The sequence below is a fragment of the Mycobacterium tilburgii genome, assembly GCF_902168065.1.
In the GTDB taxonomy this organism is placed as follows: domain Bacteria; phylum Actinomycetota; class Actinomycetes; order Mycobacteriales; family Mycobacteriaceae; genus Mycobacterium; species Mycobacterium tilburgii.
In genome coordinates, this window is record NZ_LR655698.1 from 15,055 (window position 1) to 37,560 (window position 22,506).

Annotated in this window: 24 protein-coding genes and 7 pseudogenes; 16 read left to right on the top strand and 15 right to left on the bottom strand. The window is 66.5% G+C overall.

Going from position 1 to position 22,506, the window contains the following annotated elements; translation table 11 throughout:
• Nucleotides 1-236: 236 nt before the first annotated feature.
• The 4 genes and pseudogenes from cofD (at nt 237) to FQ389_RS05975 (ending at nt 3,714) form a co-directional block, all read left to right on the top strand.
• A complete protein-coding gene (cofD, locus tag FQ389_RS05960; protein WP_144206355.1) occupies nt 237-1,226 on the top strand; it encodes a 2-phospho-L-lactate transferase in 990 nt (329 codons plus the stop codon).
• Nucleotides 1,223-2,581, top strand: coding sequence for a coenzyme F420-0:L-glutamate ligase (locus FQ389_RS05965; protein WP_144206356.1), 1,359 nt, complete (start codon nt 1,223-1,225; stop codon nt 2,579-2,581). The genes cofD and FQ389_RS05965 overlap by 4 nt, the downstream gene beginning before the upstream one ends.
• A gap of 10 nt (nt 2,582-2,591) precedes the next feature.
• Nucleotides 2,592-3,356, top strand: a pseudogene (locus FQ389_RS05970) (hypothetical protein); the annotation flags it as partial.
• A gap of 6 nt (nt 3,357-3,362) precedes the next feature.
• Nucleotides 3,363-3,714: pseudogene (locus FQ389_RS05975) on the top strand (hypothetical protein).
• Nucleotides 3,715-3,747: 33 nt separating this feature from the next.
• Here the strand turns inward: FQ389_RS05975 and manB are convergent.
• Genes manB through rfbD form a run of 3 tightly spaced genes read right to left on the bottom strand, consistent with a single transcriptional unit; the run spans nt 3,748 to nt 6,622 of the window.
• Complete coding sequence (manB, locus tag FQ389_RS05980) at nt 3,748-4,827, bottom strand: mannose-1-phosphate guanylyltransferase (protein WP_144206357.1); 1,080 nt, start codon at nt 4,825-4,827, stop codon at nt 3,748-3,750.
• Nucleotides 4,828-5,724 (bottom strand): glycosyltransferase family 2 protein, encoded by an 897-nt coding sequence (locus tag FQ389_RS05985; protein ID WP_144206358.1) that lies wholly within the window; start codon nt 5,722-5,724, stop codon nt 4,828-4,830.
• The gene (gene rfbD / locus FQ389_RS05990) at nt 5,717-6,622 is read right to left on the bottom strand and encodes a dTDP-4-dehydrorhamnose reductase (RefSeq protein WP_144206359.1); all 906 of its coding nucleotides are present in this window, start codon (nt 6,620-6,622) and stop codon (nt 5,717-5,719) included. Before rfbD ends, FQ389_RS05985 begins: the two co-directional genes overlap by 8 nt.
• 97 nt (nt 6,623-6,719) lie before the next feature.
• Between rfbD and FQ389_RS05995 the strand changes: the two genes are divergently transcribed.
• From FQ389_RS05995 to ctpC, 4 genes and pseudogenes are all read left to right on the top strand, one after another.
• Nucleotides 6,720-8,183 (top strand): LCP family protein, encoded by a 1,464-nt coding sequence (locus tag FQ389_RS05995; RefSeq protein ID WP_144206360.1) that lies wholly within the window; start codon nt 6,720-6,722, stop codon nt 8,181-8,183.
• A pseudogene (locus FQ389_RS06000) lies at nt 8,171-8,890 on the top strand (TIGR03089 family protein). Before FQ389_RS05995 ends, FQ389_RS06000 begins: the two are co-directional and overlap by 13 nt.
• Nucleotides 8,891-9,022: 132 nt before the next feature.
• Entirely contained in the window at nt 9,023-9,304 is a 282-nt protein-coding gene (locus tag FQ389_RS06005; RefSeq protein WP_144206361.1) for a DUF1490 family protein, read from the top strand.
• A 9-nt stretch (nt 9,305-9,313) separates the two neighbouring features.
• Entirely contained in the window at nt 9,314-11,500 is a 2,187-nt protein-coding gene (gene ctpC, locus FQ389_RS06010; protein WP_144206362.1) for a manganese-exporting P-type ATPase CtpC, read from the top strand.
• 700 nt (nt 11,501-12,200) lie between these two features.
• Here ctpC and FQ389_RS17755 read toward each other — a convergent pair.
• Nucleotides 12,201-12,437 (bottom strand): type VII secretion protein EccE, encoded by a 237-nt coding sequence (locus tag FQ389_RS17755; RefSeq protein ID WP_313901958.1) that lies wholly within the window; start codon nt 12,435-12,437, stop codon nt 12,201-12,203.
• Nucleotides 12,438-12,809: 372 nt separating this feature from the next.
• Here FQ389_RS17755 and FQ389_RS06025 point away from each other — a divergent pair.
• Nucleotides 12,810-13,632 (top strand): annotated as a pseudogene (locus FQ389_RS06025) (Orn/Lys/Arg family decarboxylase); the annotation flags it as partial.
• Nucleotides 13,633-13,642: 10 nt separating this feature from the next.
• On the opposite strand, the gene FQ389_RS06030 reads toward FQ389_RS06025, so the two are convergent.
• Complete coding sequence (locus FQ389_RS06030) at nt 13,643-13,999, bottom strand: MerR family transcriptional regulator (protein ID WP_144206407.1); 357 nt, start codon at nt 13,997-13,999, stop codon at nt 13,643-13,645.
• A 143-nt stretch (nt 14,000-14,142) separates the two neighbouring features.
• Between FQ389_RS06030 and FQ389_RS06035 the strand changes: the two genes are divergently transcribed.
• Both FQ389_RS06035 and FQ389_RS06040 read left to right on the top strand, forming a co-directional pair.
• Nucleotides 14,143-14,604: an Hsp20/alpha crystallin family protein gene (locus tag FQ389_RS06035; protein ID WP_144206408.1), complete on the top strand. Its 462-nt coding sequence runs from the start codon at nt 14,143-14,145 to the stop codon at nt 14,602-14,604.
• Nucleotides 14,605-14,860: 256 nt separating this feature from the next.
• Entirely contained in the window at nt 14,861-15,550 is a 690-nt protein-coding gene (locus tag FQ389_RS06040) for a PAS and ANTAR domain-containing protein (RefSeq protein WP_144206365.1), read from the top strand.
• Nucleotides 15,551-15,596: 46 nt separating this feature from the next.
• Here the strand turns inward: FQ389_RS06040 and FQ389_RS06045 are convergent, their stop codons facing one another.
• Entirely contained in the window at nt 15,597-15,785 is a 189-nt protein-coding gene (locus tag FQ389_RS06045; RefSeq protein WP_144206366.1) for a hypothetical protein, read from the bottom strand.
• Between the two features lie 22 nt (nt 15,786-15,807).
• A complete protein-coding gene (locus FQ389_RS17760; protein ID WP_186296286.1) occupies nt 15,808-15,966 on the bottom strand; it encodes a hypothetical protein in 159 nt (52 codons plus the stop codon).
• A 236-nt stretch (nt 15,967-16,202) separates the two neighbouring features.
• On the opposite strand from FQ389_RS17760, the gene FQ389_RS06050 reads away from it, so the two are divergent.
• Nucleotides 16,203-16,868: a DedA family protein gene (locus FQ389_RS06050; RefSeq protein ID WP_144206367.1), complete on the top strand. Its 666-nt coding sequence runs from the start codon at nt 16,203-16,205 to the stop codon at nt 16,866-16,868.
• Nucleotides 16,869-16,876: 8 nt separating this feature from the next.
• Here FQ389_RS06050 and FQ389_RS06055 read toward each other — a convergent pair.
• The 4 genes and pseudogenes from FQ389_RS06055 to FQ389_RS21165 form a co-directional block, all read right to left on the bottom strand.
• A pseudogene (locus FQ389_RS06055) lies at nt 16,877-17,460 on the bottom strand (TetR/AcrR family transcriptional regulator).
• A gap of 553 nt (nt 17,461-18,013) precedes the next feature.
• A pseudogene (locus FQ389_RS19210) lies at nt 18,014-18,273 on the bottom strand (TSUP family transporter); the annotation flags it as partial.
• 20 nt (nt 18,274-18,293) lie between these two features.
• Complete coding sequence (locus FQ389_RS19215; RefSeq protein WP_260860535.1) at nt 18,294-18,500, bottom strand: hypothetical protein; 207 nt, start codon at nt 18,498-18,500, stop codon at nt 18,294-18,296.
• A 49-nt stretch (nt 18,501-18,549) separates the two neighbouring features.
• Nucleotides 18,550-18,903, bottom strand: coding sequence for an SDR family oxidoreductase (locus FQ389_RS21165; protein ID WP_313901959.1), 354 nt, complete (start codon nt 18,901-18,903; stop codon nt 18,550-18,552).
• A 146-nt stretch (nt 18,904-19,049) separates the two neighbouring features.
• Between FQ389_RS21165 and FQ389_RS22170 the strand changes: the two are divergent.
• The 4 genes and pseudogenes from FQ389_RS22170 to FQ389_RS06075 form a co-directional block, all read left to right on the top strand.
• A pseudogene (locus tag FQ389_RS22170) lies at nt 19,050-19,163 on the top strand (aldehyde dehydrogenase family protein); the annotation flags it as partial.
• 2 nt (nt 19,164-19,165) lie between these two features.
• The gene (locus FQ389_RS22175; RefSeq protein ID WP_407662771.1) at nt 19,166-19,408 is read left to right on the top strand and encodes an aldehyde dehydrogenase family protein; all 243 of its coding nucleotides are present in this window, start codon (nt 19,166-19,168) and stop codon (nt 19,406-19,408) included.
• Nucleotides 19,365-20,057 (top strand): aldehyde dehydrogenase family protein, encoded by a 693-nt coding sequence (locus FQ389_RS06070; RefSeq protein ID WP_144206369.1) that lies wholly within the window; start codon nt 19,365-19,367, stop codon nt 20,055-20,057. Before FQ389_RS22175 ends, FQ389_RS06070 begins: the two co-directional genes overlap by 44 nt.
• A 58-nt stretch (nt 20,058-20,115) precedes the next feature.
• Nucleotides 20,116-20,700, top strand: a complete 585-nt coding sequence (locus FQ389_RS06075; protein WP_260860537.1) for a TetR/AcrR family transcriptional regulator — start codon at nt 20,116-20,118, stop codon at nt 20,698-20,700.
• Between the two features lie 28 nt (nt 20,701-20,728).
• Here FQ389_RS06075 and FQ389_RS19225 read toward each other — a convergent pair whose 3' ends face one another.
• Genes FQ389_RS19225 through FQ389_RS06085 form a run of 4 tightly spaced genes read right to left on the bottom strand, consistent with a single transcriptional unit; the run spans nt 20,729 to nt 22,474 of the window.
• Nucleotides 20,729-21,544, bottom strand: coding sequence for an acyl-CoA thioesterase (locus FQ389_RS19225; protein WP_260860538.1), 816 nt, complete (start codon nt 21,542-21,544; stop codon nt 20,729-20,731).
• A 3-nt stretch (nt 21,545-21,547) separates the two neighbouring features.
• The gene (locus tag FQ389_RS19230) at nt 21,548-21,820 is read right to left on the bottom strand and encodes a DUF427 domain-containing protein (RefSeq protein WP_407662773.1); all 273 of its coding nucleotides are present in this window, start codon (nt 21,818-21,820) and stop codon (nt 21,548-21,550) included.
• Nucleotides 21,738-21,998: a DUF427 domain-containing protein gene (locus tag FQ389_RS22185; protein WP_407662774.1), complete on the bottom strand. Its 261-nt coding sequence runs from the start codon at nt 21,996-21,998 to the stop codon at nt 21,738-21,740. The genes FQ389_RS19230 and FQ389_RS22185 overlap by 83 nt, the downstream gene beginning before the upstream one ends.
• Nucleotides 21,995-22,474: an SDR family oxidoreductase gene (locus FQ389_RS06085; protein ID WP_144206371.1), complete on the bottom strand. Its 480-nt coding sequence runs from the start codon at nt 22,472-22,474 to the stop codon at nt 21,995-21,997. Before FQ389_RS06085 ends, FQ389_RS22185 begins: the two co-directional genes overlap by 4 nt.
• Between the last annotated feature and the right edge of the window lie 32 nt (nt 22,475-22,506).

The following is a 22,506-nucleotide window of genomic DNA, read 5'->3' on the forward strand; positions in this document are numbered from 1 at the left end:
GTTCTGATGTGACAGACATTCGAACAAATGATCGAATCTCGGTCTGCGACACCGGAACCGGCCGGCCCCGGGAAATGACACTGATGTGATTAGACACGGGTTAATCTGCCGGGTCAAGCGTTGCGGCGATTTTCCATACCATCTCGTGATCAATTTCCGGCGTTTCTGTTATCGCGGACCGTCGGCGTGTTCGTCACACCGCTGCCAAATTTCACCAAACGGTACTGTCGTCCGGTGTGAAGGTCACCGTTCTGGTCGGCGGCGTTGGCGGCGCCCGGTTCCTGCTGGGTGTTCAACAGTTCCTCGGGCTGGGCCAGTTCGCCACCGGGGGACAAGATTCCGGCCACGAGCTGACCGCGGTCGTGAACGTCGGCGACGATGCCTGGATTCATGGGGTTCGGGTTTGTCCGGACTTGGACACCTGCATGTATACCTTAGGTGGAGGCGTGGATCCCGATCGCGGGTGGGGTCACCGTGACGAAACCTGGCACGCCAAAGAAGAATTGGCGCGGTACGGCGTGCAACCGGACTGGTTCCAACTGGGCGACCGCGATTTGGGCACCCACCTGGTACGCACCCAGATGCTCAACGCCGGCTATCCACTGTCGCAAATCACCACGGCGCTGTGCGATCGCTGGCGGCCGGGCGCGCGGCTAGTGCCGGCCAGCGACGACCGCTGCGAAACACACGTGGTGATCACCGATCCCGCCGACGACAGCCGCCGCGCCATCCACTTCCAGGAGTGGTGGGTGCGCTACCGAGCCAAAGTGCCCACCCACAGCTTCGCGTTCATCGGCGCCGAAACGGCCAGCGCCACAACCGAAGCAGTGCAGGCCATGGCCGACGCCGACATCATCATGCTGGCACCGTCGAATCCGGTGGTTAGCGTCGGCGCGATCCTGGCCGTGCCCGGTATTCGCGGCGCGCTGCGGGCAGCGTCGGCCCCGGTCGTCGGCTACTCCCCGATCATCGGCGGAAAGCCGTTGCGCGGCATGGCGGATGCCTGCTTGGAGGTGATCGGCGTCGAATCCACCGCCGAGGCAGTGGGTCGGCATTTCGGGGCGCGCGCGGCCACCGGAATCCTGGACTGCTGGTTGATCCACGAGGGCGACGTGGCAGACATCGATGGCGTCGCAGTGCGTGCGGTGCCCTTGCTGATGAGCGATCCACAGGCGACGGCGCAGGTGGTCCGCGCCGGGCTGGACGTTGCGGGTGTGCCGGCATGACCGACCGGCGCGAGCATGGCACCGCCGCGGCGATCGAGATCCTGCCCGTCACCGGTCTTCCCGAGTTCCGTCCCGGCGACGATCTCGGTGCCGTGCTGGCGGCGGCCGCGCCCTGGCTGCGCGACAGCGATGTCGTGGTGGTCACCAGCAAGGTGGTCTCCAAATGCGAGGGCCGGCTGGTGGCGGCCCCTGAGGATCCCGACGAACGCGACGCGCTGCGCCGCAGGCTGATCGAGGCCGAGGCGGTGCGGGTGCTGGCCCGCAAGGGTCGCACGCTGATCACCGAGAGCCGGCTGGGACTGGTCCAGGCCGCCGCGGGCGTCGACGGATCCAACGTCGGCCGAAGCGAACTCGCGCTGCTGCCGGTCAACCCGGACGGCAGCGCCGCGGCCCTGCGCGCCGCGCTGCGCGAAAAGCTCGGCGTGGACATCGCAGTGGTGATCACCGACACGATGAGCAGGGCCTGGCGCAACGGTCAGATCGACGCGGCCATCGGCGCGTCCGGTTTGGCTGTGCTGCACGGGTATTCGGGCGCGGTCGACGAGCATGGGAATGAACTGGTGGTCACCGAGATCGCGGTGGCCGACGAGGTGGCCGCGGCGGCGGATCTAGTCAAGGGCAAGCTGACCGCCATGCCGGTCGCCGTGGTGCGGGGACTCAACGTCACCGACGACGGCACCACCGCCCGTCAGCTGCTGCGCCCCGGCCCCGAGGACCTGTTCTGGCTCGGCACCGCCGAAGCCATCGATATGGGCCGCCGGCAGGCGCAGCTGCTGCGCAAATCGGTGCGCCAGTTCAGCGCCGAGCCGGTGCCGCCGGAGCTGATCGAGGCGGCCGTCGCCGAGGCGCTCACCGCGCCCGCCCCGCACCACACCCGGCCGGTGCGGTTCGTGTGGCTGCAAACGGACGCCACCCGGACCCGGCTGCTGGACCGGATGAAGGACAAGTGGCGCGCCGATCTGTCCGGCGACGGCAAGCCCGCCGACGCGGTCGCGCGTCGGGTGGCGCGCGGCCAGATCCTCTACGACGCGCCCGAGGTGGTCATCCCGTTCCTGGTGCCCGACGGCGCGCACACTTATCCCGACACCGCGCGCACCGGCGCCGAGCACACCATGTTCACCGTCGCGGTCGGCGCGGCCGTGCAGGCCTTGCTGGTCGCGCTGGCCGTGCGGGGAGTGGGCAGCTGCTGGATCGGCTCGACGATCTTCGCCGCCGACCTGGTACGCGCCGAACTCGACCTGCCGCCCGATTGGGAACCGTTGGGCGCCATCGTGATCGGTTATGCCTCCGAAGAGGCGCGGGCCGACACGTTGCGCGATCCCGTGAATCCCGGGGATCTGCTGATCCGCAAGTGATACTGGCGCGGTGAAGACGTTCGCGGGCAAGGCGGCCGTTTCGGCCGACAAGGTTCGCGGCGATTACTACACGCCGGTGCCGGTGGCGCGCTTTCTGGCCCGCTGGGTCCGCCAGGCCGGACCGCGCATCCTCGAGCCGTCCTGCGGCGACGGGCGCATTCTGCGTGAGCTGGCCGGCGACACAGCCGGCTGGGACGGGGTGGCGGGCAACCCGCCCTACATCCGGTTCGGTAATTGGGCTGGTGCGCAACGAGATTCGGCACTGGTGCTGATGCGGCGCGAGGGGCTGCGGCCCAGCCGGTTGACCAACGCCTGAGTGCCGTTCGTGGTCGCGATCACCGTGTCGGTGCGCGACGGCGGACGGGGGTTCTGGTATTGCTGCGCCAGATCCACCCGGCCCCGCGGCTGACCGTCAACGCCGCCGACCGACCAGCACCGACACCGTGCATCGGGTGCGAATCGACTAAGGCGTGGACCCGGCCGCCCTCGTCGCGGTCTTCACAACAGCGCGACGTTTGCGTTCGCCGATCATGGGTCGCAGTTATGATGGGGGCATCTTGGAACTGGAGCCGCGCAGCTGCCCGATCCCCACCCTCGCGGGCCTGCGCCGATCTCGCCGTGGACGTCGACCTGCTGTTGAAGGCCAACGAAATCGAGAAGGCACTGGACGTCGTCGACCGTCGCGTACCTGATCGACGCGCTTGGTTGGTCGCCGGACACCGTGGCCCAGTGCCGGGCGGCGTGGCACACGCTGCGCGATCGCCGGACCGCGCGGTGTCCGATGAGTATCCGCGAGTCGGCCATCTCGATCCTGTCCTACTGGCACGCGCCCGACACGGTGCAGGAATCGCTGCGGCATGCCGTGCTGGCCTTCGTCCTCGGCCGCCCCGACGCCTGCCGCCGCGAGTGCGAACCGGGGCATGTCACCGCGTCGGCGATCGTGCACCTGCTCGCTGGGCCTGCCGACCCGGCACCTGGACCTGCAATTCGTCGCGCATGCGCCGTCGGACGCACAGATCACGATCAGCGATGAATCCGAGGACCTGCGCTGGTGGCCGGTCGACGCGCTGCCGCCGGGCACCGATTACGCGCTGGCTCACCTGGTTTCGCGGGCCACCACCCGCCGAGTGTGATGGCGCCGTCACGTTCGGCACGAGACGCAAAGGCTAAACGTCGCTGGAGTAGCGGATCCCGCCGTCAGGAATGGAGACGCCCGGCCACACCCGGGCACCGCGCAGCAGTTCGCAGCGGGCACCGATATCGGCACCGTCGCCGATCACTCCGTCGCGGATCAGCGCGCGGGGACCGATGCGGGCGCCGAAGCCAATGATCGAGCGCTCGATCACGCTGCCGGCCTCGACCTTGACACCGTCGAAGATCACCGCGCCGTCCAGCCGCACCCCGGGACCGATCTCGGCGCCGCGCCCGACGACCGTGCCGCCAATCAACACCGCGCCGGGCGACACCGCCGCGCCGTCGTGCACCAGCCTCTCGCCGTGCTGGCCGCCCAGGGCCGGCGAGGTGACGATGCCGCGCACCAGGTCCGACGAGCCGCGCACGAAGTCGTCGGGGGTGCCCATGTCCCGCCAGTAGCTGGCGTCGACGTAGCCGCATATCTTGACGTCGGGGTCCGACAGCAGTGACGGGAACACCTCGCGTTCGACCGACACCGGCCGGCCCCGCGGGATCCGATCGATGATTTTGCGCTCGAAAACGTAAGTGCCGGCGTTGATCTGGTCGTTCGGCGGGTCCTCGGTCTTCTCCAGAAACGCCAGCACACGGTCGTTCTCGTCGGTGGGCACGCAACCGAACGCGCGCGGGTCACCGACGCGCACCAGGTGCAGCGTGACGTCGGCCTCGTTGGCCCGGTGGGATTCCACCAGCGCGGAGAGCTCGGCGCCGGAGAGCACGTCGCCGTTGAACACCATCGCGGTGTCGTGCCGCAGCTTGTCGGCGATATTGGCGATGCCGCCGCCAGTGCCCAACGGCTCCTCTTCGGTCACGTAGTCGATCTCCAGGCCAAGCTGCAAGCCGTCGCCGAACTCCGCTTCGAACACCGCGGCCTTGTAGGAGGTGCTCAGGATGACGTGCCGGACACCGGTCGCGGCGATGCGCGACAACATGTGCGTCAGAAATGGCACCCCGGCGGTGGGCAGCATCGGCTTGGGCGCCGACAGCGTCAGCGGCCGCAGCCGGGTGCCCTTGCCGCCGACCAGGATCACCGCATCGACCGAGAAGAGTGTCATTCAGCGCCGCCCTTCTGCCAGTTTTCCGGCTCGCTGCCGACGCGAACTGCGGATCATTAGCCGGGAGCGCAGAGCCAGCGATGCCCGCAGCGTCCAGCGCAGCGGAGCCAGCCCCCACCCGGCGTGTCGGTCGGCCAGAAAGATATAGGTACTCCGGTGGTGTGCGGCCAGGTGGCTGCCCGGATCGTGTCCGGTGGAGTGGCCCTTGTGGTGCAGCACTTCGGCCGACGGCACGTAAATGTTGAGCCAGCCCGCCTTGCCGAGCCGATCGCCGAGGTCGACGTCTTCCATGTACATGAAGTAGCGCTCGTCGAACCCGCCGATCTGGCCGAATGCCGAGCGGCGCAGCAGCAGGCATGATCCCGACAGCCAGCCGACCGAGCGCTCGCTGGGCTCGAGCCGCTCCTGGCAGTAGGCCGCCGTCCACGGGTTGTTCTTCCAGAATGGTCCGACGACGGCGTGCATGCCGCCGCGGATCAGGCTGGGCAGGTGGCGCGCCGACGGGTAGACCGATCCGTCGGGATCCCGGATCAGCGGTCCCAGCGCGCCGGCCTGCGGCCAGCGGGTCGCCGCGTCTAGCAGGGCATCGATGCTGTCCGGCCCCCACTGCACGTCCGGATTGGCCACCAGCACCCAGTCGTCGATCTCGCCCCGGCCGGACAGGTGCTCGATCGCGCGGTTGACCGCCGTCCCGTAGCCGAGGTTGGCTCCGGTGCTGATCAACCGGACGTTCGGGTAGCGTTCCACGGCCACCTGCGGGGTGCCATCGGTGGAGCCGTTGTCGGCGAGCAACACGCTCACCGGACGTTCAGTGGCGTGCGACAACGACGCGAGAAAACGTTCGAGGTGGTGGCCCGGCGAGTAGGTCACCGTCACGACCGGCAGGACGTCAGTCACGCGTAGAGGTTATCCGTCGACCGGCCGCGACCGCGTCGTCCGACGCGGCGAGTGCGGCGACTAGTGCCGGGCGCCACGGCCGCAGCGGCGCCATGCCGGCGGCCACCGACTCCCCGCTGGACAGCGCAGAGTAGGCCGGGCGCGGCGCGGGGCGCGGGAAGTCGTCGGTGCTCACCGGGTTTACCCTCCCCGGGTCGGCGCCGCACTCCTCGAACACCGCGCGGGCCAATCCGAATCGTGAGACGACGCCCTCGTTGGCGGTGTGTAAGATCGGGCCGGGCACGTCGTCATCGACGATCTGCAGCAAGGCCGTCGCCAGGTCCGCGACGTAGGTCGGCGAGCCGACCTGGTCGTCGACGACCTTGATCGGGCCGTCACCGACCGCGAGCATGCGCATGACCGCGACAAAATCGGTCCCGTCGCCGCCGGTGTAGACCCAGGCGGTGCGGACGACGACCGTCTCGGGCAGCGCCGCCAGCGCGGCCACCTCCCCGGCGCGCTTGCTGCACGCGTACACGCCGCGCGGCGAGGTCTCGTCGCTGGGTTCGTAGGGGCGCGGTTCGGCACCGCCGAAATCACCGGCGAACACGAAATCGGTCGAGACGTGGATGAACCGGGCGCCGGCCCGCGCGCACGCCCGCGCGATGTGTCCCGGGCCGGCCTCGTTGACCTCATACGCCCGAGCTTCATCGCTTTCGGCGCCGTCAACGTTGGTGTAGGCGGCGCAGTTGATCACGACGTCGCCCGGTTTGACGATCGCCTCGGCGGCGGCGGGGTCGGTGATGTCCCACTGGCTCGACGTTTGGGCCAGGACGTCGCGACCCTGGTCAGTGGCTTGAGCGGCCAGACAACCGCCCAGCTTCCCACCGGCTCCGCTGATGACGATCCTGTCCGACATGGTTCGAGTTTGGCATGCCCGGGAAAGTGCGGGTCACGCCCGGGCACGCCGGGGTCGGATACTCGAGAAGCAGGTGTGCCGCAAGTAACCTAGTGGGATGCCTGTGCAACGTGTGGTTCGTGTTGCTGCCACTGTGCTGGCCGTCGCCGTAGTCATCGGCACCGGCGTGGCCTGGAACAACGTACGGTCGTTCGAAGACGGCATCTTCCACATGTCCGCACCTTCGTTGGGCCACGGCGGCGACGACGGCGCCATCGACATCCTGCTGGTCGGCCTGGACAGCCGCACCGACGCCCACGGCAACCCGTTGACCCCCGAGGAGTTGGCGACGTTGCGGGCCGGCGACGAGGAAGCCACCAACACCGACACCATCATCCTGGTCCGGATACCGAACAACGGGAAGTCGGCCACCGCCATCTCGATTCCACGCGACTCCTACGTGACGGCCCCCGGCCTGGGCAAGACGAAGATCAACGGGGTCTACGGCCAGACCCGCGAGGCCAAGCGAGCCAGCTTGGTCAAGGCCGGCGATCCGCCCGGCGATGCCGCCGCCCAGGGAATCGAGGCCGGGCGGGAAGCACTGATCAAGACCGTCGCCGATCTCACCGGTGTCACCGTCGACCACTACGCCGAGATCGGGCTGCTCGGTTTCGCGTTGATCACCGACGCGCTTGGCGGCGTCGATGTGTGCCTCAAAGACGCTGTAAACGAACCGCTTTCGGGCGCCGACTTCCCGGCCGGCCCGCAGCGGCTGAACGGGGCCGAGGCGCTAAGCTTTGTGCGCCAGCGCCACGAGCTGCCGCGCGGCGATTTGGACCGGGTGGTGCGCCAGCAGGTCGTGATGGCCTCCCTGGCCCATCGCGTCATCTCCGGTCACACGCTGTCCAGCCCCACCACGATGAAGCGGCTGCAAGCCGCGGTGCAGCGCTCGGTGGTGCTCTCCCAGGGCTGGGACGTGATGGATTTCATCCAGCAGCTGCAGAAACTGGCTGGCGGCAACGTCGCGTTCGCCACCATCCCGGTGCTCGACGGCGCGGGCTGGAGCGACGACGGCATGCAAAGCGTGGTCCGGGTCGACCCCCGGCAGGTCCAGGACTGGGTGGCCAGCCTGTTGCACGAGCAGGATCAGGGCAAGACCGAAGAGGTCGCCTACACCCCCGCCAAGACCACCGCCAGCGTGGTCAACGACACCGACATCAACGGATTGGCCGCCGCGGTCTCGGATGTGTTGAGCTCCAAGGGTTTCAGCACCGGCCCGGTCGGAAACAACGACGGGGGCCACGTGAAGGCTAGCCAGGTGCGCGCCAACAAGCCCGACGACATGGGGGCCCAGCAGGTTTCCAAGGAATTGGGCGGATTGCCGGTCGTCCCCGATGCGTCGCTGGCGCCGGGTTCGGTGCGGGTGGTGCTGGCCGACGACTACACCGGGCCCGGATCGGGTTTGTCCGGCTCGACCACGGCACCGGCCCGGGTGACCGACCAGTCGGCCACCGACCCGAATGTGCCGCCGCCGTCGCCGATCCTCACGGCCGGCAGCGACAAACCGGAGTGCATCGACTAAGCACGCTGTCCGGGGCGATCCTCGACCCGAAGCTGCGCGGCGACTCGGTCGGCCCGCGCATCACCTACTACGATGATGCCACCGGCGAGCGCATCGAGTTGTCCGCGGTGACGCTGGCCAACTGGGCCGCCAAGACCGGCAACCTGTTGCGCGACGAGCTGGGCGCGGCGTCGGGCAGTCGAGTGGCGATCCTGCTGCCGGCACGCTGGCAGACCGCCGTGGTGTTGTCCGGGGCTTGGTGGATCGGCGCCGAGGCGGTGCTGACGGGGCCGGCCGATCTGGGGCTCTGCACCGCCGACCGGCTGGACGAGGCCGACGCGGCGGTCGAGCCGGGCGGCGAGGTCGCGGTGTTGTCGCTGGATCCGTTCGGCCGCCCGGCACCCGACCTGCCGATCGGTGTCACCGACTACGCCACCGCGGTGCGCGTGCACGGCGACCAGATCATCCCCGAACCCCACCCGGATCCGGCGCTGGCTGGCCGATCGATCGACGAGGTGCTGGCGGACTGCGAAAACTCGGCGGCGGCAAGGGGTTTGACCGCCAACGACCGCGTGCTCTCCACCGCGGCGTGGACCGAGCCCGCCGAATTGGTCGACGAGCTGCTGGCGATCATGGCCGTCGGGTCCTCGCTGGTGTAGGTAGCGAACCCTGACCCAGGTGCGCTGCCGCGCCGCGTCGAGACCGAGAAGGTCACTCGCGTGCTCTGACCAACCACCAAATTAATCTTGATATCGCAATATATCAATGTTAGCTTTCGTGTAAACATGGGTTGGACGGCGCGACAACACCAGACCACGGAATAGATTTCGCGCCCGTCCCGATGAAGAAAGGACCAGGTGATGGCGGTGTACGGGCTCTTGGCGAAGACAGCGGGAACGGTTATCACCGGTTTAGTCGGCGTGACGGCCTACGAGGTGGTCCGCAAAGCCGTGGCCAAGGCGCCGCTGCACCAAACCGCGGTGGCGACCGCGGAGCTGGGACTGCGCGGAACCCGCAAGGCGGAGACGGCCGCCGAGTCGGCGCGGCTGAAGCTGGCCGACGTGATGGCCGAGGCCCGGGAGCGCATCGGCGAAGAAGCGCCCACCCCCACCGTCGGCGACGCCCACGATCACGAGCACTGATCGCCGTTCATGAGTCTCGCGATCGTTGAAGACGTCGCAATCGCCGAAGAACCCTCGCTCACCATCCTTTCGGATGCGGCCGGCCGGATGCGAGTGGCCGTGCACTGGGTTCGCGCCAACCCGCGCCGCGCCGTCGGGGTCGAGGAGGCCGTCGCCAAACAGACCGGTGTGCGTGCCGTGCACGCCTACCCGCGCACCGGTTCGGTCGTGGTCTGGTATTCGCCGCTCCGGTGCAACCGGTCCGCGGTGCTGGCCGCCATCAGCGGTGCCGAACACATTGCCGCCGAACTGATCCCGGTCCGAGATCCGCATTCGTCGGAGATCCGTAACTCCGATGTGGTGCGGATGGTGATCGGCGGTGTCGCGCTGGGCCTGCTCGGGATCCGCCGCTACGTGTTCGCCCGGCCGCCGCTGCTCGGCCCCAGCGGCCGGGTGGTCGCCACCGGGGTTACGATCTTTACCGGCTATCCCTTTCTGCATGGCGCGCTGCGTTCGTTGCGGTCGGGCAGGGCGGGCACAGACGCGCTGGTCTCCGCGGCAACGGTGGCGAGCCTGATCCTGCGCGAGAACGTCGTCGCGCTCACCGTGCTTTGGCTGCTCAATATCGGGGAATACCTGCAGGATCTGACGTTGCGCCGCACCCGCCGGGCGATCTCGGAGCTGCTGCGCGGCAACCAGGACACCGCCTGGGTCCGGCTGACCGACGGACCGGATGAGGGCGCCGAGGTGCAGGTGGCGGTCGGCACCGTGAAGATCGGCGACGAGGTGGTGGTGCACGACCACGTCGCCATCCCGGTGGACGGCGAGGTGGTGGACGGCGAGGCCGTGGTCGACCAGTCCGCGATCACCGGTGAGAACCTGCCGGTGAGCATCGCCGTGGGCGCGCACGTGCACGCGGGTTCCGTCGTGGTGCGCGGACGGCTGGTGGTCCGCGCCGAGGCTGTCGGCAACCAAACCACCATCGGCCGGATCATCAGCCGTGTCGAGGAGGCGCAGCACGATCGGGCACCCATCCAGACGGTCGGCGAAAACTTCTCCCGCCGTTTCGTTCCCACGTCGTTCATCGTCTCGGCGATCACCCTGGCGATCACCGGCGACGTCAGGCGCGCGATGACCATGCTGTTGATCGCCTGCCCCTGTGCGGTCGGATTGGCCACTCCGACCGCGATCAGCGCCGCTATCGGCAACGGCGCCCGGCGCGGTATCCTGATCAAGGGCGGATCCCACCTCGAACAGGCGGGGCAGGTCGACGCGATCGTGTTCGACAAGACCGGGACGCTGACCGTCGGGCGGCCAGTGGTCACGAATATTGTTTCCATGCACAAGGACTGGGAGCCCGAGCAGGTGCTGGCGTATGCCGCCAGCTCGGAGATCCATTCCCGCCACCCGTTGGCCGAGGCGGTGATCCGCTCCACCGAGGAACGACACATCACCATCCCGCCGCACGAGGAATGCGAGGTGCTGGTCGGCCTGGGCATGCGAACCTGGGCCGACGGCCGGACCCTGCTGCTGGGCAGCCCGTCGCTGCTGCAGGACGAAAAGGTCAAGGTCTCCAAGAAGGCGAAGGATTGGGTCGACAAGTTGCGGCGCCAGGCCGAGACCCCGCTGCTGCTGGCGGTGGACGGGACGCTGGTGGGCCTGATCAGGCTGCGCGACGAGGTTCGACCGGAGGCGGCCGCGGTGCTCAAGGAATTGCGCGCCAACGGGATTCGCCGCATCGTCATGCTCACCGGAGATCACCCGGACATCGCGCAGGTGGTCGCCGACGAGCTCGGGATCGACGAGTGGCGCGCCGAGGTCTTGCCGGAAGACAAGCTCAAGGTGGTGCGCGACCTGCAGAGCCAGGGCTACATCGTGGGCATGGTCGGCGACGGTATTAATGACGCGCCGGCGCTGGCCGCGGCCGACATCGGGATCGCGATGGGGTTGGCCGGCACTGACGTCGCGGTCGAGACCGCCGATGTGGCGCTCGCCAACGACGACCTGCATCGCCTGCTCGACGTGCGAGACCTCGGCGCCCGCGCGGTCGACGTGATCCGGGAGAACTACGGCATGTCGATCGCTGTCAACGCCGCCGGATTGATCATCGGCGCGGGCGGGGTGCTGTCTCCCATGCTGGCCGCGATCCTGCACAACGTGTCGTCGGTTGCCGTGGTTGCCAACAGTTCCCGACTCATCCGCTACCGACTGGACTGAGCACACGATCGAAACGCTTTGGGAGTCATAAGCTCTCAGCTGCTCGGTGGTGGCTCGCGCGCCGATCAGCATCTTCGATGGGTGCCATCGATAACGCTCATGGCATTGCGCTGGTCGTGCTCCCCCCGGGTGGATACCGTCAAGTAGGCAGGGCCAACCACGGCACAGGGGAAGCCAGAATGATTGCCGCACATCCGATATCGGCGGGGCCGAACTGATGTCACATAGCGCCAGTGTCGTGTTCGACCAGCTTGTCAACGCCGATCCGCCCACCCAGCCCGCGAATCCTGTTCGACACTGCCTGCGTGCTCGGGGGCAGCGTCGCTGGGTTGTTCGCTGCCCGGGTCCTCGCTGACTTTGCGTGCCAAGTGGTGATCGTCGAGCGCGACGAATTGACCAGTCAGGCCCGCGGCCGATGATCGGTGCGACACGGCCGCTGCTCGAATCAGTAGTACGTGGCAACGTCTTGTCCCGGGCAAACATCTCCGTCAAGCGCGCCCAGGCGACCGGGTTGCAATATCGGGATGGCGCCGTGACCGGGGTCGAATGCCACAGCGCACCCAGGCCCGAATTGGTGAGCATCGATGGCCGGACGGCGAAGCTGCGTACCTGCAGGCGGTCTTTGCCGCAGGCAGACCATGATTCGCCCAATTCACTCGTTTCTAACCCATGCGTTAGTTCAAGCGCGGTCTCCGCGATTTCACCGGCCGTCATGATCTGGGTTGTCCAGGCCGGCGTCGGATAGCCGGTTGGCACTGCGGCGGGTCGCCGTCGCCGCAGTGCGCACCGTCCCGGCCCAGCCGCCACCACGGTGCCGCACGGCTTGCGGGCACAGCGCGGGATCCATCCGTACCGCCACCCACGCCAATCGGCGGGCGACAGCGGGCAGGGGCCCCGAGCACCGCATCGTATGCCGCCCCGACCTGGCCGGGGTCATGCAGTCGGGCACCCTAACTGATCACATCGATCGAGTCCACGGCGATGTCGAATTGCCGCAGGCAGTCGGTCAGTGTCGCTAGTGAAACCGCCTGACTGGACACGGTTGTCGCGGGTTCCATGGTCGTCATCGCTGCCAGATCCGGCAACCAGGTGGAACAGCGACGTCAGGCGTTTGCCGTCCCAATGGAATCCGATCCGCGAACCATCGGGCCGGGACTTCTGCCAGCGCAAGGCTCAGCTGGCTAATCTCCCTCCGGATGTCGCGGCTCAAGATCCGCTGGGTCAAGACAAGTTTGGCGACGTGGTGCTGGTGGTCGATGGCTGGGCCACGATTCGAAGCGACTTCGCGATGCTCGAACCCGCCCTGCAGGCGATGGACGCGGGGGCGGATGTCTGCGTGGTCAACGTGCACAAGATGGGTGCCAGATTCGAGCAGGCTCGGTCTTTCATCTGCAGGGCGATCTGGTCGACCCGACACGGTTGCCCGCGTGTGCCGACCTGTTGATGACGACGAGCCCGAACGTGATGGTCTATGCGGCGCTCGACGGTTGGCGGCGCCAGATGGTCGAGCACGGTCACGAACTGCTCAGCGCCGAACTCGATCTCGCCCGCTACCTGCGCGGCCGGCTGGCCGAAATCCCCGACGTCAAGGTGCTCGAGGACGAGCTGCTTGGCGCCGAGGCGTCCTGCAGCCTCGACACGACGCAGGTCCTGATGGACATCGCCGGGACCGGGACGTCGGGGTATCAGGCCTCCGACTGGCTGCGCGAACACTGCCGCCTCGACCTCGGCATCAGCGGTCACCGCCGCATCCTGGCCACCATGTCGTTCGCCGACGACAAAGACACTGCGGACCGCATGCTGACGGCGATGACCAATAGCGCCGGGCCGCAACAGACTTTGAGCGCCCGGCATCGATCAACCTACCGGCGCCCGAGGACATTGAGCTCGAGACCGTTTGCTTGCCGCGTGACGCGTTCTTCGGCCGGACCGAGATGGTGCCCGCCGAGGCCGCCGCCGGACGCATTTCGGCCGAGCAGATCACGCCTTATCCTCCGGGCATTCCCGCGGTGGTGCCAGGTGAGCGTCTCAACGGCGCCGTCATCGACTATCTGCGTTCCGGTGTCGAGGCGGGGATGACGCTGCCGGATCCGGCGGACCCGAGCGCCCGGCGGTTCCGCGTGGTCGCCTGACCAACCCGGTCTAGGCCGATTCCTGGGCGCGGGATTTCGCGGCCTTGCGCAACTCGCGGTTGCTGGACCGCAGATCGGTGTTCGCCGCGGACAGTTCAGCGTTGTGGTCTTCGAGGTTGAGGATTCGGGCGATGCCGGCCAGGTTCACCCCGGCGTCGACCAACGTGCTAATGCGCCGCAGCCGGGCCAGGTCGTCGGCGCTGTAGCGGCGGGTGCCCCCCTGGCTGCGAGCCGGGGTGAGCAGGCCGTAACGCTCGTACAGCCGCAGCGACTGGACCGGGACGCCGGACAATTCGGCAGCGACAGAAATGCCGTACACGCCGTGATCGGGGGCCGGCGCACCGGCATCGCCGGAGAGATCGGCCATCGAGCACACCTCCTCACTCACTCGCATAGGAAACCTGTTTATCATACTTGCACTCATCTTGCGAGAATGTTATATAAAAGCTATGCCTCACGGCATAGATATTCTGACTCAGGGCAACAGATTGGAGTGGAAAGATGACTGCAATGTTGATGCGCACCGACCCCTTCCGAGAACTGGACCGATTCGCTCAACAGGTGTTCGGCACGGCCGCGCGTCCCGCGGCGATGCCGATGGATGCCTGGCGCCAGGGCGACGAGTTCATCGTTGAGTTCGACGTGCCGGGCATCAACGGCGATTCGCTGGACATCGACATCGAGCGCAACGTGGTGACCGTGCGGGCCGAGCGCCCGACGCTGGACCCCAACCAGGAGATGCTGGCCACCGAGCGACCGCGTGGTGTGTTCAGCCGGCAACTGGTGCTCGGTGACAACCTCGACACCGACCGAATCCAGGCGTCTTGCACCGAAGGTGTTCTGCGCCTGCGAATCCCGGTAGCCGAGAAGGCCAAGCCGCGCAAGATCGCGATCAATCGCGGCGGGGCACACCACGTCATCGATGGCCACGTTGAAAACCACGTCGAACAACGGGGGGTGATCAACGCCTGACAAAAGTGGTGGACCAGCGACGGGAGGCACCAGCCGCACGCTCGGCGCCACCCGTCGCTGGTCACGGAGCCTGCGCCGATGGTTGTGACATGATCAAAACCGACCTCGGCGCTGAATACCCAGCGCCACTCGAGCCCACACCGCGGCTTCGCAAGCTCCCTTACCCCGCCCCCGCCGTAACCGGCCGGGTCGGCGCGCGCAGGCGAGCGTGGCCGGCCGGACCTGGCGAACTGCATCTGAGGAGACGAAGTCCGCGATGAGTCGGGACCTGAACGGCCAATCGGCCGACGTCGAACAAGCCCTCGCCGGCGGAGCACCGCAACGGGCGGGGTGGTTTCGGTTCTACTTTGCCGACCAGCGCTGGGAATGGTCCGAACAGGTGCAGCAGATGCACGGCTACCAGCCCGGCACGGTCACCCCGACCACCGAACTGGTGTTGTCGCACAAGCACCCGGATGATCGCGGGCAAGTCGCCATCGACGAAATCCTGGACACGCACCAGGCGTTCAGCACTCGCCATCGCATCATCGACACCGGCGGGCACGTGCATCATGTCGTGGTGGTCGGCGATCAGCTGCGCGACGACAAAGGTGGGGTGATCGGGACGCACGGGTTCTATGTCGACGTCTCGCCGTTGGACCAGGCAGGCGAAGACCTCGTCACCGCGAAGCTCGCCGAGATCACCGAGCAGCGCGCCGTCATCGAGCAGGTCAAAGGGATGCTGATGCTGATCTACGGCATAGGCGACGTGGCAGCCTTCGAACTACTGAAATGGCTCTCCCAAGAAGCGAACATCAAGCTGCGCCTGCTCGCCGAACAAATCTGCGACGACTTTCGCGGCGCGGGCCAGCGGCTGCCGTCGCAGTCGGATTTCGACCACCTCTTGTTGACCGCGCAGCAGCGCGTCGCCCAGGCCGCCGACTCCATGGCCAGTCGAGACGCGTAAGCCGCTTCGACGACAACGGCCGCTACCCCGCCTAGCGGCGCACGGCTCAGAGCTCGTCGGAGAAGTCGGCGCTGAGCCAACGGTCCGGCCGTATGGTGAACAACACGTTTTCGTGGCCTTCCAAGCTTTCGACGAACGCCGGTCCGCCTTCTGCACCGAGGTATCGAACGGCGATGGATTCCATCACGTCCACCGGAGTCGGCATGGTCGTCTCGACGACGGTGCCTTCCACCACCACGTATCGATAAGGCAGCTCCTCAACCGGAAGTCACGCTGGCCGGTTGCCGCGTGTCGCCCGCCGCGCCAAGGAAGTTCGGCGGCTGCGGTACCCGAATCAGCTCGTTGCAGATCACGCCGATCACCACCAGGCCCCGTATGATCATGAACGACCACCGGTAGCGCTCGGGACCCGTCACGTGCGCAGCTGTCCATCGCCGACGGCGCCCACGGCAAGCTGCGCTGGACGCGACAACTTCTTTCCCTGGGTTTGGCGCCGGATGCGCGGGCTGTCCCCGTCCGACGAGCGGTCGCCGAAACGTCCGCAGTTGGCGCCGGTGACCGCGCGGCGCGGCGGCTGCGACAGACCACCGACGGGGGCACCGACCGCGATCGTTGCGGCGAGGAGCCCTCAGCGGTCAGGCATCCTTGACCCATGAACGCCGAGGCTTTGCTGCAGTCCATCCCGCCGCTCGCGGTATACCTCGTGGTCGCAGGCGTGGTCGGGCTGGAAAGCCTGGGCATCCCGCTTCCCGGCGAGATCATCCTGGTCAGCGCTGCGCTGATGTCGTCGCACCACGACCTGGCGGTCAACCCGGTCGGCGTCGGCGCCTCGGCAGTGATCGGCGCAGTGATCGGCGATTCGATCGGGTACTCGATCGGCCGGCGGTTCGGCATGACGCTGTTCGACAAACTCAGCCGGCGACTCCCCCGGCACTTCGGCCCGGGGCACGTGATGCTGGCCGAGCGCCTGTTCGACCGCTGGAAGATCCGTGCGGTGTTCTTCGGGCGCTTCATCGCGCTGTTGCGGATCTTCGCCGGGCCACTGGCCGGCGCGCTGAAGATGCACTACCAGCGTTTCCTGGCGGCCAACGTGTCCGGCGCCATCTGTTGGGCGGGCGGCACGACCGCACTGGTCTACTTCGCCGGGATCGCCGCGGAACGATGGCTGGAGCGGTTCTCCTGGGTCGCGCTCGTCGTCGCGATCGTGATCGGCGGCACCGCGGCAATCCTGCTGCGGGAGCGCACCTCCCGCGCGATCGCCGAACTCGAGGACGAACACGAACGCAAATCCGGAAGCACCGCGGCCGACCCCGTCTGACCCCGGGGCTAACCGGCTGCCTCGACGATCTGAGTGGCCTGGGCCGGGCGGTGCTGCTCAATCTAGCCACACCGCCATCTTCTGGGCGCGCCGGGCGGCATTCAGATCGCCAACGGCGACGAGCACGATCGCGCCCTTCATCAGCAATGTGCCAGGACGACGCGAAGTCCTGGACATCGGTGAGTCCCGCGGCCTGCGCGCGGCGACGGACGATGTCGCGCACGTGGTCGATGTGCGCGATGCAGGCCTGCCCGGCGGGGTGATCGGCGCCCAACTCGAGCAGCACGTTGATAAAGTTGATAAATGAGCAGCCCTCATAGCCGTCGCGGAGCTGAAACCACTCGTGCATCAAGTCGAAGATCGCCAGCAGCTGTTGCTCGGGGGTGGCGCCGCGGCATTCGGACTGCGCTTCGATCAGCCCGTGTGTCCAGATCTGCTCGCGGCGCTCCAGCACGGCCAACATGAGGGCGTTCTTGGTGGCGAAATGCCGGTACAACGTCGCCTTGGCCACTCCGGCCCGCTCGATCACCTCATCGGTGCCGACCGCACGGATGCCACGCCGGCTGAACAGTTCATATGCGGCGTTCAAGATCCGTTCACGGGCGGGTATTCGGCTCGCCCGAGCAGTACGACCACACCGTCCGCATGCTGGTCGACAGCGGCGTGATCCTCGATCACAAGGTGATCTACTGGGATGTGCGGCCATCGGCGAACTTCCCGACGGTCGCGGTGCGGGTGGCCGACGTGCCTGCGACGTTCGACGACACGGTGTTGCTGACCACGTTGATTCGGGCCGCCGTGATGACGGCGCTGGACTCGGTGGGCCGCGGCGACGACGGGAACCGGCTGCTGCCGCTGGCGGCATTGCGCGCCGCGTACTGGAAGGCCGCCCACGACGGCCTGGCCGGCCAGCTGCTGGACTCCGTTCACGACTACGCGGCCGTGCCAGCCCGCCGGCAGTTGGACGCGCTGGTGCACCGGGTTCGTCCGGCGCTGGAGCAACTCGGCGAGTACGACCGCGTCACCGCCGGACTCAAGCAGCTGCTGGCCGACGACAACGGCGCGGTGCGGCAGCGCCGGTATGGCAACAGCGCGGCGACATGCGCGAGGTCATCGCGGCCGCGGCGGCCGCCACCCGCAGCTGACTACACCGCGAACAGGCGATACAGGCCCACCGCGCCAACAGCCACAATCGTGAAACGCAACGCGTTCGGCGACAACCGCCGCCCGTACCGGGCGCCGACCCACCCGCCCACCAGCGAGCTGGCCGCGATGACGCCGGCCACCTGCCAACTGATCCGGTCGAACGCCACCAACGTATAGCCAACGGCCGCAACGATATTGACCACCACGCCAAGATATTCTTGGCGGCGTTCATGCGCTGGATCGACTCCGGCAGCAGTGCCGACCAGCTTCTCCCGAGCCTCATTTAGAGCAAACGGGCACACCGCGTTGACTCGGATGTGGTAGCGAGCCCACTCTGTTGGCGGCGACCTTGGTCAGCGTCGCCACCGCTACTTTGGCCGCCGAATAGGGAGCGGTATACGCAATGCCGGCAAGGGCAGACCCCGACACAAAGCTAAGCACCGACGCCCACCCCGACTCTCTCAGAAAAGGAAAGCAAAGCTGCATGAACCGAAATGTCGCCTTGGGCCCGGTCGCCTCCGAGAGCTCCTAATCTTTATCGGTGACCAACTCCAGCGCCTTGGGGCATAGCGAAGAATTGCGCGGCGTTGACCAACACGTCTATACGCCCTTCCCCGGTGTCGGCTACCTGACGCACAGCGGCTTCAATCGCGTCGGGGTGGGCAATATTGGCCCTGATGAACCAGGCCCGCCCGCGGTCGGTAAAAATCCGCTCTACGCGCTCCAGGCCCTTCTCCTCGTTCAGATCGACGATCATGACGTGGGCACCCAAGCCTGCCAACTCCTCAGCAATCGCCCCTCCCAACCCTGAGCTCCGCCGGTGACTAGCGCGTATCTGTCTTCCAAGCGAGACAAGACCACTCCTTGCTGCTATATAACAATATAACATTATATGTCCTATTGTTCAATAGTTGCATATCGTCGACCCCTGCCTAGTGGGCCTCGGCCCAAGGGCCGCTTCGTCGATTCATCGTCAACCGCTGCGCTGACCCCCGTGGAATGCCCCGATGAGCCTGTTCGCCCAGAAAAGTAGCGCCGGCCCTCGCGGCGGGCTGCACGTTGGTGGCCAAGCCCTCGGAACTGTTCCCACTGGTCAGCTTGCGGATCGCGGAGTTGATCGCCGAGGCCGATCTGCCCACGGGGTATTAAACGTGGTGATCAGACCCGGCGATCCGGTGGGGAAGGCGCTGGTCGACGATCCTCGGGTGGACAAAGTCTCATTCACCGGCAGCCGGGCCGTGGGTGGTGCGATCACGGCTACCGTCGGTGCCCGAATTGGGCGAGTTTCGTTAGAGCTGGGTGGTAAAAGCCCGGCGGTGATCTTCGCCGACGCAGACCTGGGCAAGGCTATTGGGATCGCCGCGGGCAACGCGTTTTTGGGGCTGTCGGGTTAGGTGTGCGTGTGTCAGTCGCGAACCTTGGCACCGCGACGTGTACGACGATGTGGTGAGCAACCTGATCGGCTTCGCCGCGGCCGCGACCTTCGGCGACTTCTTCGACCCCGCGGTGTCAGCGGCTCCGATGATCAGCCCGCAACACATGAACCGGGTGCTCGGCCACATCCACAGCGCGGTCAGTGACGGCGCTGAAATCGCGGCAGGCGGGGGCCGCGCCGAAAAACCACCGACGGCCGGCAATTTCGTAGCGCCGGCAGTGCTGGTCAACGTGGACAACTCGATGGCGGTGGCTCGAGACAAAATCTTCGGACCGGTATTGTGCGTGATCCCATTCGACGATGAAGACGAGGCCATTCGGCTGGCCAACGACACCACCTACGGCCTGGCAGCCGCGGTCTACACCTGCGACGTCGGCCGGGCGTTGCGAGTGAGCCGCACCGTGGGGCGGGCAACGTCGGTGTCAACACCTGGACGCTGCAACCGCACGCCCCGTTCGGGGGATGAAACAATCCGGTTTTGGTCGCGAGAACGGGCGCGCGGGAATTATGGAATATCTCGACACCAAAACCACATTCCTGGGCTGACGGCTTGTCCGGTGCGCGCTTCGCCAACGAGACACCGCGTGTCACGTAGCATAAGGAGCTGAAGTTTTTAGCTATCGTCCGCGGAGGAGTGATATGTCGACTGATCGAGCAACTGGCGAAGTGACGGTCACCGACGACTTCGATCGGCACGACCAGATACTCGACGCCGCCAATGAGTGTTTTACACAATTGGGCATTCATCGCACGAGCGTGCAGGACGTGGCGCGGATGGCCAAGGTCTCTCGGGGCACCATCTATCGGTACTTCGAGGACCGCGACGTGCTCATCGAGGCGGCGATCGAGCATGGTGCCCAACGCTTTTACCGTGAGGTCACCGCGGCGATGGAAAACAAGACCACGCTCGCCGAAAAACTCGGCGCTATGGCCGAAACCCACGCAAAAATCCTCCTCGAGCACCGCACCCGCAACCGACTGATGGCCGATGACTCCGAACTCATGCGCCACATGGTCTCCGATGGCGACAGCACAGTGCGGCGCACGACGAAGTTTCTCGAACCCTACGTGCATGACGCGCAAAAACGCGGCGAAGTCGGCACCGGGGTCAACGTCACAGCGGCCAGCGAGTGGCTGGCGCGCATCATCTACTCCTTCTCGACGGTCAACCAGGGGCTGAGCTTCGATATGACGAAGCCGAAAACCGTCCGCGCCTACGTCGAGAAATTTGCCATCAACGGCCTGCGCTGAAGCAAGGGCTCGTCGTCTACGACTCCGATCACATAGCGGTGCGGCTGTCGTGACCCATAACCGCAGGATCGGTCGCGAATTCACGGACCATTGCCTGGATCGTGTATGACGCCGCCAGCCGACCATCCTGGCTGAAGACCCGGCCATCGCCTTGCACGAGCCCGCGCCCCGACCAGAAAGCGTGGTTGGTGTACAGCAACCAGCCCGCGATATCGACGTCTTCGTGAAATGCTATGGTAACCTTCATGATTCCCGTCGAAAGGGTGATGTGAGCGCGAGCTTCGCCCAGTCCACGATGCGGCAGCATGCCAGCCGCGATGGTCCAGTGGGTCGTCGACTGAGCAAGCAACGCGGCCTGTAGGTAGGGTGCGCGCGGCGCATTACGAAATTGGACCCACGCGTTGATCACTGGCGGACCGACCCGGTCGGGGTCCGGATCGTAGGCAGCGTTGACAACCCGGATTTCGCGACCGGTCATCCCAAAGCCCGGAAAGGCCACCGCCGCATCGGGTCCCGGCACGTCCGGCATCCGCTCGGTGTCCCGCATTATCTCGCTGGCGCCAGAGTCCGCGAGAACAATATCCGCGGTGCGCAGCACGCCGTGCTGATTCACGCGGACTTCGGCCGACGAGAACGTTCTGCCGCGGCGAAGAACATCGACGGTTAGGTCCACCGGCGCATCGAATGATGCCGCCTTGGTGAAGATCATCGACCCCGACGTAACTCTTTGCTCTGGAATCACTTTCGATGCCGCAACGATGGACTCCGCGAGCAGTTGCCCACCCTCGACAACGTTGCGACGAGTAGGTCCATGGGCCGGCCCAATGAAACGGCCGTTGCTCATGGGCTAGACATCGATCAACCTGCGCAGCTCGTCGGCGTCTCCCCAAAGCGGGAACGTGACAGGAACCTTCGAGCCATCGTGCCAGTGTTCTACAAGGACGACGCGTAGAACGAGACGTGCCCGGCGATCGAGACGACCTACCGGCAACGGGGTTCGGTATGCCCACACCACGTTTTCGATAGCCGGGGCCGCACTAGTCAACGCCCAGTAATTTGCTCGGCCCTTGAAGGGACACACCGTGCTGTAGTCCGACGGCACGAAGAGGTCCCACCGCACATCGGATTCGGGGAAAGTACAGCCGGTCGTCGTGGTCGGTCTCGGTGACCACGAGGCAGTGGTCACTTTCGGCGACGAGTACATCGCGGAACCACACCTGACCGGTGTAAGGGCACGGAGTCGCTTCGATTCGATATTCGGGGTGATCGGGCCACGCTGATTGGACTTGCGCTGTCATGTCGTCACTGCCCTACGCATCGATGACGGCGGACGAACGACGGGCTGCTCGAGGCCGACGACGGAAAAGTTCAGCGCGCTCGCGAAAACACCCGCCAGCACGTCGGCGACATCCTCCGGCGTCATCAGCTGCTCCTGAAGCAGACCGCGTGCGACCCAATCTTGGACGACAACCCCCAGTAGGTCGGGGTCAAACGCCGAAGTGAACTCCGTCGGGACGGTGCCTCCCACCGTGACGCAGCAGAACCGAAACCGCGGATGCTCGGCGCGCCAGGCGTTGAGGCTCTCCGACAGCACGGCCTCAATACTCAATAAAGGAATAGGCGCCGAGGGCAGTCCGTGGCTGCCCCACGATTTCGGAGGTATAGTGCGACAAGACTTGATCAGTTGGTGGACGCTGATGACATTGGTACGCATCACGTCAAACCAGTCATCGGCGGAGGTGTCGGCGAACATCCGCAGCGGGGCGTAACCCACCGATATTAAACAGCAAGTCGATGCCGCCCAGC